The following is a 15,168-nucleotide window of genomic DNA, read 5'->3' on the forward strand; positions in this document are numbered from 1 at the left end:
CTTCTTAATTTCTTAATTTAAAAAAATATTGACATGAAAAAAGTAATGTTGCTTTTTATAATTAGTAGCTTTTGCATGGCGCAGGGACTAAAAAGAAAACTGATTTGGGAAGAAAATTTTAATAATAAAGTAAACGAATCTGTCTGGAATTTTGAAGTCGGTGACGGATGTCCAAATCTTTGTGGATGGGGAAATAATGAAAGACAAATTTATACCAGAACCAATCATGAAATAAAAAATGGTAATCTCGTTATTGAAGCACGAAAAGAAGGAGAAAAATACACATCTACAAAAATCACAACTAAGGGAAAAAAAGAATTTTTGTATGGCCGGATCGAAGCAAGGGCCAAGCTGCCTGTTGGTCATGGCTTATGGCCTGCATTTTGGATGTTAGGTGCAAATATTGATGAGGTAAAATGGCCTAAAACGGGAGAAATTGATATTTTAGAATATATAGGAAGAGACCCGCATATGGTTTACACCACCCTGCATACTCAGGACAGTCATGGAAATACAATTAATACAAAAAGAACTGAGTTTCCTAATATAGAAGAAGGATATCATATTTATGCAATTGAGTGGAATAAAGATAAAATTGATTTTTTCGTTGACGAAATTTTGGTTTATACTTTTAATCCTGAAGTTAAAAATGAAGATACCTGGCCTTTTAATAAGCCATTTTATATCATTATTAATTTAGCTATTGGAGGTAATTTTGGAGGCCCGGCTGTTGATGATGCAGTTTTGCCTCAAAAATTTTATATTGATTATGTCCGTGTGTATAAATAATATAAAATAACTACTATTAAAAAAGAAGTGTAACTTGTTTAAAATAAATAATTTAGGCGAGGAAACTTCTTTTTTTTTTAACTGTTAAAACATTTAAATTATTTAAGATTTACACGCGCTTTATCGATAAAATTTAAAATTAATTAATATTATTTCGAATTTTACTACTAATTATTCTGCTGTTCATTTGCTTTTTAAAATAAAAATTTGTTAAATTTGGACAGATTATTAACAAACTCAAAAAAAGATAAGCCTATACAATAAAATTACTTTTTAGAAAATTACTCCAAATTTCAACAACTAAAAAAGTAGTATATTATGGCTGATCTGCATATTCCTGACGCTCTATTGGTTAAAAATTATGTTGAAGGCAATGAAAATGCTTTAGCAACATTAATAAAAAGGCATGAGTCTAAAATCTATGGATTCATATATTCAAAGATTGCTGATAGAGATATTTCAAATGATATTTTTCAGGATACTTTTATTAAAGTTATTAAAACTTTAAAATCCAACTCATACAACGAAGAAGGTAAATTCCTGCCTTGGGTGATGCGAATTTCTCATAATTTAATTGTGGATCACTTTCGAAAAACCAAAAAAATGCCAATGTACAGAGAAACAGAAGAGTTTTCGATTTTTTCGATTATGTCTGATGATTCTTTAACTATTGAAGGTAAAATGATTTTAGACCAGGTCGAAGTTGACCTTAAAAAACTAATTCAGGAGCTTCCCGATGATCAAAAAGAAGTATTAATAATGCGCATGTATCAGGATATGAGTTTCAAGGAAATCTCCGAATTAACCGGTGTAAGTATCAACACAGCATTAGGCAGAATGCGTTATGCATTAATGAATTTAAGAAAAATAATTGATAAACATCAAATTATTTTAACCAATTAATACTATTTTAGATATTGTCGCGTTATACTGGTATAAAACATTTTCATAGTATGGCGAAAATTTACTCTAAAAAGACATTAGCTTCTAAAGATTTAAAACCAAACAAAGAAGTCGTTTCTTTTTTATTAAGTTATTCACAAGCTTTAAAAGTTGTGAAAATCGATAATAAAAGTTTTGAAATTATAGCTAATTAAACAGCCCACTACTTTTGTCGGATGTTTATTCGAAAGAGAACCAAATGGTCGTTTTGGTCGAAAGCTCACTATTCGTATGCAGATACAAATAGTGAGTTTTTTTATAAAATAAATCCTAATTCATATGATCTTGAAAGACTGTTGATAAATATTTGTAATAAAGAAATGGCGTAAAGCAACTTGTTCTTGTAAGGAATTATTTCTTTTAAACAGACTTTTGAAAAATAATTTGTATTTTATTTGTGTATTCATTTTTTAATTCTATTTTTAGATAAAAAATAAATAACCTTCAAAAAATGATGTAAAAAAAAAACATTTATAATTTTAATTCAGTTAAAAAATGATTTTTTTATATGTAGCGAATGTCTAACCGTATAAAATTTGTTGATATGATAAAAAACTACCCTAATTTTTCTATCTAGTTTGATGAGCTTTTAAATCCCATCAGATTTACAAGCTTACAGTTTTGCATCTAAATGCATCCCAAATCTATTAACTATCAAACTAATCTAAATATGAAATTAAAATTTATAATGTTATCAATACTATTGATACATGTTGGAGTATATTCTCAAAAGTCTCAAATAAAAGATGCTCAATCTTTGTTTGAAAAAGGAAAATCTGATGAGGCAATTGTAATTTTAAAGAAGACAGAATATCTAATTCTAAATGCCCCGGATGAAGAAAAGTCAGATTTTTATTTCTTAAAAGGAAATGTGTTAAAGGACCTGGCACTCAAAAATATTGATGCTGCCAATAATTTTTCTGCTGCATCACAATCTTATCAGGATGTAATTTTATATGAAAACGAAGCTGGTAAATACAAACTTTCCGTAAAAGCAAACCTGGCTTTAAAAGATATGAAGTCAAAACTTGTTAATGGTGCAATCAGTGATTTCAAGGCAGGTAATTTTAAAGAGAGTGCTGAAAAAAGCTATAAAGTATATTTATTCGATAAAAAGGATACAATGAATTTGTACAATGCAGCTGCTGCTTACTTAAATGCAAAGGAATATGTTTTGGCAATCCAATATTATGAGCAGTTAAAAAAAATCAACTTTTCAGGAAATGGAATTCTTTATTACGCGACCAATAAGAAAACAAAAGAAGAAGAAGCTTTTATTTCTCCAAAAGCAAGAGAATCGTATATTCAGGAAGGACTTTATGAAAAACCGAGAAATGAAGCTATTCCTTCCAGGAAGTTCGAGGTAAATAGAAACTTAGCATATGCTTATTTAGAGAGAAAGGAATTAGTAAAAGCAGAGGCGACCTACAATTATCTTTTAGAATTAAATCCTAATTATATTGATGCATACATCAATCTGGCTTATTTAAAACTAGAATCAAAAAAAGAAATAGTAGAAAAGATAGATGCTTTGGGGAATTCTAAAAAAGAAATGCTGGAGTATGATAAATTGTCAGCAAAAAAAGATGATATAACAAAAAGTGCTATTCCTTATCTTACAAAAGCACTTACTATCGAGCCAAAAAATCCAGAAGTTACAAAGATGCTTTTAGGAATTTACAGATCTTTAGATATGACAAAAGAGTATAATTCTCTAAAGACAATTAGTAATTAATAACAATAAATTTTATTAGCTATTAATTGTTCAAAAGAGACTTAGGAGTTTAAATTTAAAACTTAAAAGCTTTAGTTTTATCGGGATTTTTTATTTCGAAATAAAAACCAAATCGGTATTTTGCATGAAAGCTCACTATACGTATGAAAATACTGATAGTGAGCTTTTTTGTACACTAATTTAATGATAAATAGATAATCAATCTTAAATGTATGGTGACATAAATAGCAGGATTTGCGGTTTAAAATTTTTAATTAGTTAAAGGAATTGTACTTTAATTAGGATTTTTATTATTACGGTGTTAAAGTTTAGTGCTTTGTTAGTTTGCCTGATTTTTATCTTTAGGTTATTAAAAAAAAGCTTTTATTTTGTACAAATCAATAGATCTAAATTTGTCGGATTTGAAATGGTTCAGAATAAAAGTAAATAATAATAAAATAAAAATTTAAAGCATCAATTTTAACATCTATGAAAAAAAACTACGATAATTTATTTTGTTTTGTTTGCGCCTTTTAAATGTATACTACATTCAATTAATCAATTATTTAATAATCAAACTAAACAAAAAAATGAAAAATAATATTAAAATACTATCCTTTCTGTTATTGGTTAATGTTGGGGTATTTGCCCAAAAAGATCAAATAAAAGAAGCTCAGTCTTTTTATGATAAAGGAAAAATCGAAGAGTCATTAACAATTTTAAAAAAAATTGAATATCTTATCGTCAATGCCCCTGACGTAACCAAATCTGATTTTTTTTACTTAAAAGGAAATAGTCATAAAGATTTAGCGAATAAGGACATAGATCCGAAAAATAATTTCACATTGGCTTCTGGTGCATATCAGGATGTACTTTTGTATGAAAATGATTCACGCCATTACAAATATGCTTTTAAGGCAGATTTAGCTTTAAAAGATATTAAATCAAAACTCGTTAAGGGGGCAATTAGCGATTTCAAAGAAGGGAAATACAAAGAAAGTGCTGATAAGAGTTATGAAGTTTACTTATTTGATAAAAAAGATACGTTAAACTTATACAATGCAGCAGCAGCTTCCCTAACAGGTAAAGATTATATTTCATCTATCAAATATTACGAGGAACTTAAAAAAAGGAACTATACAGGAACAGGAACTATTTTTTATGCAACTCATAAAAAGACAAAATTAGAAGATGCTTTCGTTTCTTTAGGTGCGCGTGATTTGGCCGTTAGTGAAGGTGTATACGAGAAACCCAGAAATTTTTCGCCTCCTTCAAAAAGAGAAGAAGTTTTAACTAATCTGGCTTTTTCATATTTAGAGCGAAATGATTTTGCTAATGCAGAAAAAAATTATCAGGATGCTTTACAGGTAAATCCTAATTGTATTAATTGTTGCATTAATCTTGTTTTTGTCAAAATGGAATTAAAAAAGGCATTGTTAGATCAAATGAATGCACTAGGAAATACTCCAAAAGAAGTAAAACAATATGATGAATTAAATACTAAAAAAGATGAGATTGTAAAAAGTGCAATACCAATTCTTAAAAAGGCTTTAATTATCGAACCAGGCAATGAAGAAGCAAAAAAATCACTTTTAGGTATATACAGAGCTCTGGAAATGACTAATGAATATAATGCTTTGAAAAACAGTAAATAATTTATACGGAAGCTGCTAAATTTTCTTTTTGGCAGCTTCTTCTATTATTGATTTTTTTCCAATAGTTCTCGTAATAATATCTTTTTCCAGACTCCAGCCCCTTGCAGGAGAATATTCACGTCCGTACCAGATAATCTGCAAGTGTAAATCATTCCATAAATCTCTTGGAAATAATCTTTTAGCATCCTTTTCGGTCTGGACTACATTTTTTCCGTTCGAAAGATTCCATCGGTACATCAATCTGTGTATATGCGTATCAACTGGAAATGCCGGAACCCCAAATGCCTGGGACATCACCACACTTGCTGTTTTATGGCCAACAGCCGGCAAAGCTTCAAGAGCCTCAAAACTCTGAGGAACTTCTCCGTTATGTTTTTCAATTAAAATCTCAGATAACCCGTGAATCCCTTTTGATTTCATTGGTGACAACCCGCACGGACGAATAATTTCCTTAATTTCTTCTATAGACATTTTTACCATATCATATGGGTTATCAGCCTTAGCAAATAATAAAGGTGTAATCTGATTCACACGCACATCTGTACATTGTGCAGAAAGCAATACAGCAATCAATAAGGTATAAGGATCTTTGTGGTCAAGCGGGACAGGTATAGTAGGGTAGAGTTCTTTTAACGTATTTATAACAAATTGTACTCGGGCTTCTTTATTCATTTCCGTATTTTTATTACCGTAAAAATAGCATAATTTTGATGATGTGCCTAATCCGGCTTTCCGTTTCAACTCCTCATTGTCAAAGTAACATTTTTAAGCATTAACAAGAGCTTCCGCTGGTCGCTTTCTTAATGCAAAAAATGTAAACTTTCACAATTCCGGGGTTTTCACTGCAATCCGGGGCAGAAAACAAGTAACAATTCATAATTAACAATTATAAAACATGACGACATTACAAAAAGGGGATAAAGCACCCAATTTTTCAGGAACAGATCAGGACGGAAAAACACATACACTGGCAGATTATAAAGGGAAAAAGCTGGTAGTTTTCTTTTATCCCAAAGCGAGCACACCGGGCTGTACCGCTGAAGCCTGTGATTTAAGGGATAATTTTGAGCGTTTTAAAGCTAATAATTATGAACTTTTGGGTGTAAGTGCGGATAGTCAGAAAGCGCAATTGAAATTCAAAGACAAATACGAATTTCCTTTTCCGCTTTTGGCAGATGAAGACAAATCAGTAATCAATGCTTTTGGAGTCTGGGGACCAAAGAAATTCATGGGAAAAGAATATGACGGAATCCACAGGACCACTTTCGTAATTGACGAAAACGGAATAATCGATGAGGTTATTTCACAGGTCAAAACAAAAGAACATGCAGCTCAAATTTTGAAATAATTAAGTAAAAAAAATGCCCTTTTTTCGGAAAGGGCATTTTTGTATATTTCTATTTTCAAATTATTCTAAAACTAAACCAATCTGACCATCGTCATCTAATTCAGTTTCTACAGGATCGTCTTCTGAAATTTCAGGTCTTTCCGGAACTTCTTCAACAGGTTCTTCGTAAGGAAGCGGTTCTAATAAATTGACTTGTCTTAACTTTTCTGTTGTTAACTGATTTCCTAAAGCTTTAAAACCTTTTACGGCTATAAAGTCTGCTACATCTATATGAAGATCTTCTTTCTGAACACCTTTTACTTTTGCAAAAACCAATTGTGCCACCGGACGATAATCTGTTGATACAATTTCCAACTGAGAATTCGGATGATCGGTAATAAAGCTTTCTTCTTTGCCCTCATTTTCTACAAGGAAACGCTTTAAGAAATAGCGCTCTTTTTCACCATCGTAATAAATTGCAGAAATTGGTTTCTTAGGTTTCCATTTTTCCAAAACAATCATATCTTCTTCAAAGTGAGTTGATAACTCCGGAATAATTACTTTTAGTTTACCGGATTGACTGATAACCAAAATCTTGTCAGTTGGCTTGAATTCGCCCAGTAATTCTCCACGTCCGTCAACATTTAAACGTTTTACCGTATCATCAAACCAGACTTTTCTAGGCAATAAAGTAGAAATTCCTTTTTCTTTTAGTTCGATTTTTTTAATCGGGTATTTAGTAACCAGATTTCCTTTTGATGCACGTCCTTTAATGGCAAGGGCAGCAAAATCAATATCGAATTTCAGTTTTTTAATCGTTCCAATTTGTCTTAATAAGATGGTAACAACTTCCGCTTCACCGTTGGGATTATGTGAGAAATAAACAACCTGAGAACCTTTGGTACCATTTGTTAAATCATAAGCTTTGTCTCTGGTAACTCCCGAAACATTGAAACGTTTGATATAAGACGGACCCGATTTTCCATCACGATAAATCATGTTGTAAATGGTACGTTTATCGCTTTTATCAAATACTGCAACATGTATAATGTCTTTACCAACAAACGTTTTGCTGTCAACTTTTGTAATCATCATTGTACCATCACGCAAAAACACAATGACATCATCAATATCAGAACAGTCTCCAACGTATTCGTCTTTCTTTAAGCTGGTTCCTACGAAACCTTCTTCGCGGTTTACGTATAATTTTGTGTTTCGTAAAACAACTTTTGTAGCTTCAACGTTATCAAAAACACGAAGTTCAGTCTGGCGTTCGCGCCCTTTTCCATATTTCTCTTTCAACTTAGTGAAATAAGCAATGGCAAAATCAGTAAGATGTTCCAGATTGTATTCGACCTCTTTCATTTCTTCTTCTAACCTCGAAATCAATTCATCGGCTTTATCAGAGTCAAAACGGGTAATACGAATCATCGGAATCTGAGTCAGTCTTTGCAAATCATCATCATTGATTTCTCTTACAAATGATTTTTTGAAAGGCTCGAAACGGTCATACAAATATTTGTAAAGGGATTCCCTGTCACCGTATAATTTGAAATCAATGTACATTTCTTCGCGAATGAAGATTTTCTCCAGAGTAGAAAAATGCCATTTGTTTTTTAATTCTTCTAATTGGATTTCAAGCTCTTGCTTAAGTAATTCAACTGTTCTTTCCGTAGAAATTTTCAACATTTGAGAAACACCGATAAACAAGGGTTTATTATCTTCAATAACACAACCTAAAGGTGCTACAGAGGTTTCGCAGGCTGTAAATGCAAATAAAGCATCAATAGTTTTATCCGGTGAAACCCCTGGGAAAAGATGAATTAAAATTTCAACATCTGCCGCAGTGTTGTCTTCAATTTTCTTAATTTTAATTTTACCTTTTTCGTTCGCTTTCAAAATACTGTCAATCAGACTCGAAGTATTGGTAGAAAACGGAATCTGTGTAATTACTAATGTATTTTTGTCTAACTGTGAAATCTTCGCACGCACACGCACACGTCCGCCACGCATACCGTCGTTGTAATTCGAAACGTCGGCAACACCGGCCGTCATAAAATCAGGATACAGCGTGAATGGTTTTCCTTTTAAGATTTTAATCGAAGCGTCAATTAATTCATTGAAGTTATGCGGTAAAACTTTTGTTGATAAACCAACTGCAATACCTTCAGCTCCCTGTGCTAAAAGCAACGGAAATTTTACAGGAAGATTAATCGGTTCAGCTTTTCTACCGTCATACGATAATCCCCATTCAGTAATTTTTGGAGAGTATAAAACCTCCAAAGCAAATTTAGATAAACGTGCTTCTATATAACGAGAAGCTGCTGCTCCGTCACCTGTAAGTATGTTTCCCCAGTTTCCCTGGCAGTCAATCAATAAATCTTTTTGACCGATCTGTACCATAGCATCACCAATACTCGCATCTCCGTGAGGGTGATACTGCATGGTGTGCCCAACTACATTGGCAACTTTATTATAACGACCATCATCCAGCTCTTTCAAAGAGTGCATAATACGACGCTGAACAGGTTTAAAACCGTCCTCAATTGCAGGTACAGCACGTTCCAGAATTACGTACGAAGCGTAGTCCAAAAACCAGTCTTTGTACATTCCGGTTACTTTGGTAATCACATCTTCGCCTTCTTCTTCCTGATTTTCGTAAAAATGCTGTCCTTCAAAATGTTTAGCATCTACGTCTATAATCTCATCTTCATCACCATTTTGATTGTCATCAATTTGGTTTTCATCCTGATTATTCTCGTCGTCGCTTGGAATTATGTTATCGTCTTCTTCGTCTTTCATTTTTTATGCTGAATTATTTCAGTATTTCTATTTAATCGCTTTGATTGCCAAATTTTTTCTGCGAATGCTTCTTCTTTCGCTATTGCTTTTGGATCATCATTTTCTACAAAAAGTGAAATTCCAAATTTTTTAAATAAGTTACTCATATCATAATAACAATACCTTTGAAAATCTTTTAAATTATCTGAATTTCGAGAACTTGAACATTCTAAACAAAACTCATTATAACCAATAATTCTGTTTTTATTATCTCTAAACAGAATCATGTGTCTAGGATTATAGCAAGCTGACTCAATTTGATCAAGTGAACAACTATCACTTATCATTAAATTCAAAAGCTCTTTTTCCTGAATTTTATTTAAAACAACTCTTTCCTGTATCATTGTACTGTCGAAAGTTAATTTATATTTAGCTACTAATACTTTGTGAATTGGAAATTCTCCTTTAAATTTAGTATCCCAATAATTTCTATTATAATAAGAAATCAGTTCAATCTTAGAATAATTCTTTATTGGAAACTCTCTTTTATTAATTACTTTACTATATGTTTTATCTGTATCATTCTTTTTACAAGAAATTAAAAGTAAGGTTAAGATCAAAAATATAATTTTCTTCATTTCTCGCTCTCTATTTATTTTGAAGAGGTTCTTTCAAAACCTCAACACTTGGTAAAACGGTTTTATATTTACTCGCAAAAATCTGCTCATTGTTTTCAGGCAATGTATATTTAACTACAGCTTCACTTTTATTTTGGCAAAGAAAAAGGTGAAGGATCTTCAGCTACAAGTGTAAGTTGCTGCGAATCTTTATTTTCCAATTTCGTAGACAGTGTCGACTAATTTGAATATATCTTATAAAATTTTCTCATTCGGTCAAGATTTTCTACAGAAAATACTTTACCGAATTCTTGTATAAGCTGCTCAGATAAACCTTTTAAAAGCTTTTTACCGTATTCAGCCCTATCTTTTCCATTTTGTTCATCTTCAACAATAATTTTTCCTATTTCAAAATAACTATAAACCATTGTTGAGTTTACAGTGCGCAAAACCTGTTGTCGGGCATTTTGCAATAGCTCAAATACTTGCTGAAATATAAATTTATTTTGAAGATCGCTTGACAATAATATGTTTTTTAAATAGTGGCATCTTCCAATTCATCAATCTCAACCTTCAGATTCTTGATGATAAAATCCTGTCGATCCGGAGTGTTTTTCCCCATATAGAAAGATAACAATTGCTCAATCGAAGTATTTTTATCCATCATAACCGGATCAAGTCGGATCGTATCTCCAATAAAGTTTTTAAACTCATCTGGTGAAATCTCCCCCAAACCTTTAAATCGCGTGATTTCCGGTTTTGGTTTTAGTTTTTCGATAGCTTCTTTTCTTTCTTCTTCAGAATAACAGTAAATCGTTTCTTTTTTATTTCGAACCCTGAAAAGCGGCGTTTGTAAAATATACAAATGTCCTTCTTTGATTAATTCAGGAAAAAACTGTAAAAAGAACGTAATTAAAAGCAAACGAATGTGCATTCCGTCGACATCGGCATCGGTTGCGATTACAATGTTGTTATAGCGCAGTTTTTCTAAGCCATCTTCGATATCCAATGCTGCCTGAAGTAAGTTGAATTCTTCGTTTTCATACACGATTTTTTTACTCATTCCGTATGAATTCAGAGGCTTACCACGCAAACTGAAAACGGCTTGCGTATTCACATCACGCGACTTAGTAATCGATCCGGAAGCAGAATCACCCTCGGTGATAAAAAGCGTACTTTCTAAGTTTCTCGGGTTTTTGGTATCAGGTAAATGCGCACGGCAGTCCCTTAATTTTTTATTATGCAGATTGGCTTTTTTAGCACGGTCTGTTGCCAGTTTTCTAATTCCGGATAATTCTTTTCTTTCACGCTCAGCCTGAAGAATTTTACGCAGTAAAGCTTCAGCTGTCTGCGGGTTTTTGTGTAAATAATTATCTAATTTGGTTTTGATAAAATCGTTTACAAACGTACGTACAGAAACCGGTGGAGTTCCATCGTCTGAACCCATATCGGTAGAACCTAATTTTGTTTTGGTTTGAGACTCAAAAACCGGTTCCATCACTTTAATACTAATCGCACTTACAATTGATTTACGAACATCTGATGCTTCGAAATTCTTATTGTAAAACTCACGAATTGTTTTTACAACGGCCTCACGGTAAGCCGCTAAGTGCGTTCCTCCCTGCGTTGTGTTTTGTCCGTTTACGAAAGAGTGGTATTCTTCACTATATTGCGTTTTACTGTGTGTTAAAGCGACTTCAATATCATGATCTTTCAAATGAATGATCGGATATTCTAAATCCTCTTCGCTGATGGTTTCTTCTAATAAATCACGAAGACCGTTTTCAGAAATATATTTTTCGCCATTAAAAATAATCGTCAAACCATTGTTTAAGTAACAATAGTTTTTAACCATCTTAATCACGTATTCTAAACGAAATTTATAGTTTTTAAAGATCGATTCATCTGGTGTAAAAGTTACTTTTGTTCCTTTACGTTTGGTTGTGTCAATAACATCTTCTTCCTGAACCAGATTTCCTGCAGAGAATTCAGCTGCTTTTTGTTTGTCATCACGAACCGATTCTACACGGAAATAATTAGAAAGCGCATTTACCGCTTTTGTTCCGACACCATTCAGACCAACCGATTTCTGGAAAGCTTTAGAATCATACTTTCCTCCGGTATTCATTTTCGAAACTACATCGACCACTTTACCCAATGGAATTCCACGTCCGTAATCACGAACAGAGACTGTTTTGTCTTTAATGCTTACCTCGATAGTTTTTCCCGCACCCATAACGAATTCATCGATACAGTTGTCTAAAACCTCTTTTAAAAGAATATAAATACCATCATCAGGCGATGATCCGTCCCCTAATTTCCCGATGTACATACCCGGACGCATACGAATATGTTCCTTCCAATCGAGTGAACGAATATTATCTTCGTTGTATTGATTTTGCTCTAGCATAAATGAATTTAGGATTTTTTGCTAATGTACCATTTATCGGTAAAAAATAAAAGTGTATTCCTTATTTGTTATGAATAATAACAGTTTAAAACCTATTTAAATTGACTTGCAAATAATAACTCCAATAAAATTATGAAAAAACTGATTTTTCAGCAAAAAATACTACTTGATTCCGAGTACTTGTTTGGCTAAATCAATCATTTCAGATGTTCCCGTGTTTTTATTTTTTTCGTCAGAGAGTTTTACAACACCTTGCCAATGTGTATTATCAGGTTTCGTATCTGTTAATTTTATAACCATATTCATTGCAGGAAGTCCAACGTCATTAGTGAAATTGGTTCCAATTCCGAATGACATTTTTATTTTGTCTTGACAGAAATCGACGATTCTTTTTACCTTTTCGAAATTTAACGAATCGGAGAAAACAATCGCTTTCGATTTTGGATCAATGCCCATTTTGGTATAATGTGAAATTACTTTTTGAGCAAATTCTATCGGATCGCCGCTATCATGTCGTACACCATCAAAAAGTTTGGAATATTTTTTATCGAATTGACTAAAAAATATGTTTGTTGTGTAGGTATCTGTCAAAGCGATTCCAAGGTCGCCTCCGTAAACCTGAGTCCAGTGTTCCAGGCTGATCGAATTAGCCATTTTAAAACCGTACTGTGCAGCATGAAACATAAACCATTCGTGTGCGTGGGTACCTAAAGGTCTGCGGTTGTTGATCATTGCAAAATGTACATTACTGGTTCCCAGGAAGCTTCCGGAACCGTAAGTTCTGAGTGTTTCATTTATTAAATGATGCACATCGTAAGAATGACGGCGTCTGGTGCCAAATTCCAAAACAGAAACACCAAGATTATTGTAATTGTCAATTTTGTTTTTAGTCAGTTCTTTTATGGCGTCGTCATTTAAACGTATTAAAAGATTTGATTTATAAAAGAGTTCAGAAATTAAAGCCATCAATGGCACTTCCCATAAAATAGTACGATACCAATAGCCTTCAATAGTAACTTTGATTTCTGAGCCTTCCTGAATAATGTGCACTTCAGATGGATCGTAGCTATATCCTTGAAGAAAATCTAAATAAATAGGGTCGAGATATGGACAGTAGTGTGATAAATAATTCTTTTCGTCTTTGGTTAATCTCAGGTCTGCCATTGCGTCAACCGATTTTCGAAGCAAATCCGAAAAACCTGGCGGGAAAATATGTTTCCCCCGATTGATAAAACCATAGCGTACCCTGGCTTTTGGAAAAAGCCTGATTACAGCGTGCTGCATCGTAAATTTATAGAAATCATTATCTAAGATCGATTTCAAAAAAGTTGTTTCCATAATTCAGGTCATTGCTATTTTAGCAATAACTACTAAGTTACGACAATTCAGTAAAATAAGAAAGAATCTGGTTAGCGATAATTATTTTTGAATTACTTTAAAAGAAGCAATGCTATTTGTATCCAGATAAAATGTAATATAATTTCCGATAGTATTATCAAAAGTAACCTGAAATTCTAAACCGTTTCTTTTCTCTTTTGAGTTTGTTATCCTGACAGGCTGGTTCTTTTTATTGAGGTAATAAAGCGTATCTGACTTTGAAATGTTTTTGATCAAAAAAGTTATTTTATCACCATTATTGACCTCAAGGATTCCGGATTCAGGAGTTATTATTTTATTGTCTCCTTCGATTGTTTTGTTGTAAATTAAAGGACCATTTAGAAAGTCCTCTTTGTTTAATTTCTTCCCAAGAAAAGTACCTGAATCAGGAAAATGTTTTGCAAAAAAGTAATCCGGTTCTGTATCAAAATAGGCCGGATCAAAATCTTTTACCATTCTGCCCTTACTGCTGTCATAATAACCTTGTCCCCAGGTAACGTCAACTAATCTCCATTTTCCATCAATTAAAACGATGTTCCATGCATGATTGGAAGAAGTGCTCTTTCTGCCAATATCTGCGAGTCTTGTCTTTGAATCTCCTTTGATAATTTCTGATTTAATTCCAACTAATCCAGTCAAATGCTGAAATAAAAGGGTAAAACCTTCGCAGACTGCTTTTTTCGATTTGAAAGCCTTTTGAAGTATTTGGTTGTTAAACTCTTGTATTTTCTTTTGCTTTTCTGCTTCATTCCGATAAGAAAAACGCATTGATCCAGGAGGGTTTAAAAAAGCATCATAATCATATTTTATGTTAAATGCTATCCAGCTGTAAATGGCTCTTGCCTTATCATAATCTGAGTTGAAATCCTTGTCGATTTTTTGAGCTAATTCTTCGGTGCTGTCAAAACTTTTAGGATATTTCAGGACAATCCCGTCTATAGCATTCAGTTTTTGAGAGTAGGAGAGATGAAGTGTAATTACATTTAAAAATATAAATGCAAAAACAAATTGTTTGAATTTCATTAATTAAAACTGTTTTTTACAATAGTTTTGAGTTCATTATCAAATTCCGGATTTGAAATTTCATCTTTTTCCAAATCAAAATTAGCATTGAATGAAGGTAATGAAAATAGGGCTTTTATCTGAGCGCCATATCTTGGAAATGCAGTTTTTGCAATTTCTAAAACAGAAGCACCGCCTCTCGCCCCAGGTGAAGTCGCCATTAATAGCATTGGTTTTTGCTGGAACACATCTTTTATAATCCTGGAACTCCAGTCAAATACATTTTTAAAGGCAGCTGAATAATTTCCGTTATTTTCAGCCAAAGAAACCACTAGTATATCAGCACTTTCTATTTTTTTAAGAAATGATTTTGCGGTTTCGTGCTGTCCTATTTCTTTTTCTAAATCAACGCTGAATAAAGGCATTTCAAAATCATTCAGATCTAAAATTTCTATTTCTGCATTTTCAAACTGATTTGCGGCATAAGCAGCTAGATGTTTATTGATGGACTGTTGGCTGTTACTTCCTGCAAAGGCTATAATTTTCATGGTTTG

General features: G+C 32.6%; 14 protein-coding genes. 6 read left to right on the plus strand and 8 right to left on the minus strand.

The features are described from left to right. Positions 1–33 precede the first annotated feature (33 nt). The 5 genes from OZP09_RS19225 (at position 34) to OZP09_RS19245 (ending at position 5,100) form a co-directional block, all read left to right on the plus strand. Positions 34–789, plus strand: a complete 756-nt coding sequence (locus OZP09_RS19225; protein ID WP_281309842.1) for a glycoside hydrolase family 16 protein — start codon at positions 34–36, stop codon at positions 787–789. 318 nt (positions 790–1,107) lie between these two features. Beyond that, on the plus strand, positions 1,108–1,692 hold the full coding sequence (locus OZP09_RS19230) for an RNA polymerase sigma factor (protein ID WP_223681599.1): 585 nt from the start codon (positions 1,108–1,110) through the stop codon (positions 1,690–1,692). Between the two features lie 50 nt (positions 1,693–1,742). Further along, on the plus strand, positions 1,743–1,886 hold the full coding sequence (locus tag OZP09_RS19235; protein WP_269235252.1) for a hypothetical protein: 144 nt from the start codon (positions 1,743–1,745) through the stop codon (positions 1,884–1,886). A 515-nt stretch (positions 1,887–2,401) separates the two neighbouring features. Then, positions 2,402–3,466: a tetratricopeptide repeat protein gene (locus tag OZP09_RS19240; RefSeq protein ID WP_281309843.1), complete on the plus strand. Its 1,065-nt coding sequence runs from the start codon at positions 2,402–2,404 to the stop codon at positions 3,464–3,466. Between the two features lie 569 nt (positions 3,467–4,035). Beyond that, a complete protein-coding gene (locus OZP09_RS19245; RefSeq protein ID WP_281309844.1) occupies positions 4,036–5,100 on the plus strand; it encodes a tetratricopeptide repeat protein in 1,065 nt (354 codons plus the stop codon). A gap of 15 nt (positions 5,101–5,115) precedes the next feature. On the opposite strand, the gene OZP09_RS19250 is transcribed toward OZP09_RS19245, so the two are convergent. Continuing rightward, positions 5,116–5,772, minus strand: coding sequence for an endonuclease III domain-containing protein (locus OZP09_RS19250; RefSeq protein ID WP_269235258.1), 657 nt, complete (start codon positions 5,770–5,772; stop codon positions 5,116–5,118). A 223-nt stretch (positions 5,773–5,995) separates the two neighbouring features. On the opposite strand from OZP09_RS19250, the gene bcp reads away from it, so the two are divergent. Beyond that, positions 5,996–6,448 carry a thioredoxin-dependent thiol peroxidase gene (bcp, locus tag OZP09_RS19255; protein WP_223681594.1) on the plus strand — a complete coding sequence of 151 codons (453 nt, stop codon included), beginning with the start codon at positions 5,996–5,998 and terminating at the stop codon, positions 6,446–6,448. A gap of 60 nt (positions 6,449–6,508) precedes the next feature. On the opposite strand, the gene OZP09_RS19260 is transcribed toward bcp, so the two are convergent. From OZP09_RS19260 to OZP09_RS19290, 7 genes are all read right to left on the minus strand, one after another. Next, positions 6,509–9,229, minus strand: coding sequence for a DNA gyrase/topoisomerase IV subunit A (locus OZP09_RS19260; protein WP_269235259.1), 2,721 nt, complete (start codon positions 9,227–9,229; stop codon positions 6,509–6,511). After that, positions 9,226–9,846, minus strand: coding sequence for a hypothetical protein (locus OZP09_RS19265; RefSeq protein WP_269235260.1), 621 nt, complete (start codon positions 9,844–9,846; stop codon positions 9,226–9,228). Before OZP09_RS19265 ends, OZP09_RS19260 begins: the two co-directional genes overlap by 4 nt. A gap of 218 nt (positions 9,847–10,064) precedes the next feature. Then, entirely contained in the window at positions 10,065–10,349 is a 285-nt protein-coding gene (locus tag OZP09_RS19270; protein WP_269235261.1) for a DUF1016 N-terminal domain-containing protein, read from the minus strand. Between the two features lie 11 nt (positions 10,350–10,360). After that, a complete protein-coding gene (locus OZP09_RS19275; RefSeq protein WP_269235262.1) occupies positions 10,361–12,235 on the minus strand; it encodes a DNA topoisomerase IV subunit B in 1,875 nt (624 codons plus the stop codon). A gap of 162 nt (positions 12,236–12,397) precedes the next feature. After that, complete coding sequence (pncB, locus tag OZP09_RS19280; RefSeq protein WP_269235263.1) at positions 12,398–13,573, minus strand: nicotinate phosphoribosyltransferase; 1,176 nt, start codon at positions 13,571–13,573, stop codon at positions 12,398–12,400. Between the two features lie 81 nt (positions 13,574–13,654). Beyond that, positions 13,655–14,635: a transglutaminase domain-containing protein gene (locus OZP09_RS19285; RefSeq protein ID WP_269235264.1), complete on the minus strand. Its 981-nt coding sequence runs from the start codon at positions 14,633–14,635 to the stop codon at positions 13,655–13,657. Continuing rightward, complete coding sequence (locus OZP09_RS19290) at positions 14,635–15,162, minus strand: NADPH-dependent FMN reductase (RefSeq protein ID WP_269235265.1); 528 nt, start codon at positions 15,160–15,162, stop codon at positions 14,635–14,637. Before OZP09_RS19290 ends, OZP09_RS19285 begins: the two co-directional genes overlap by 1 nt. Positions 15,163–15,168 lie beyond the last annotated feature (6 nt).

The organism is Flavobacterium flavigenum (assembly GCF_027111255.2).
Lineage (GTDB): Bacteria > Bacteroidota > Bacteroidia > Flavobacteriales > Flavobacteriaceae > Flavobacterium > Flavobacterium flavigenum.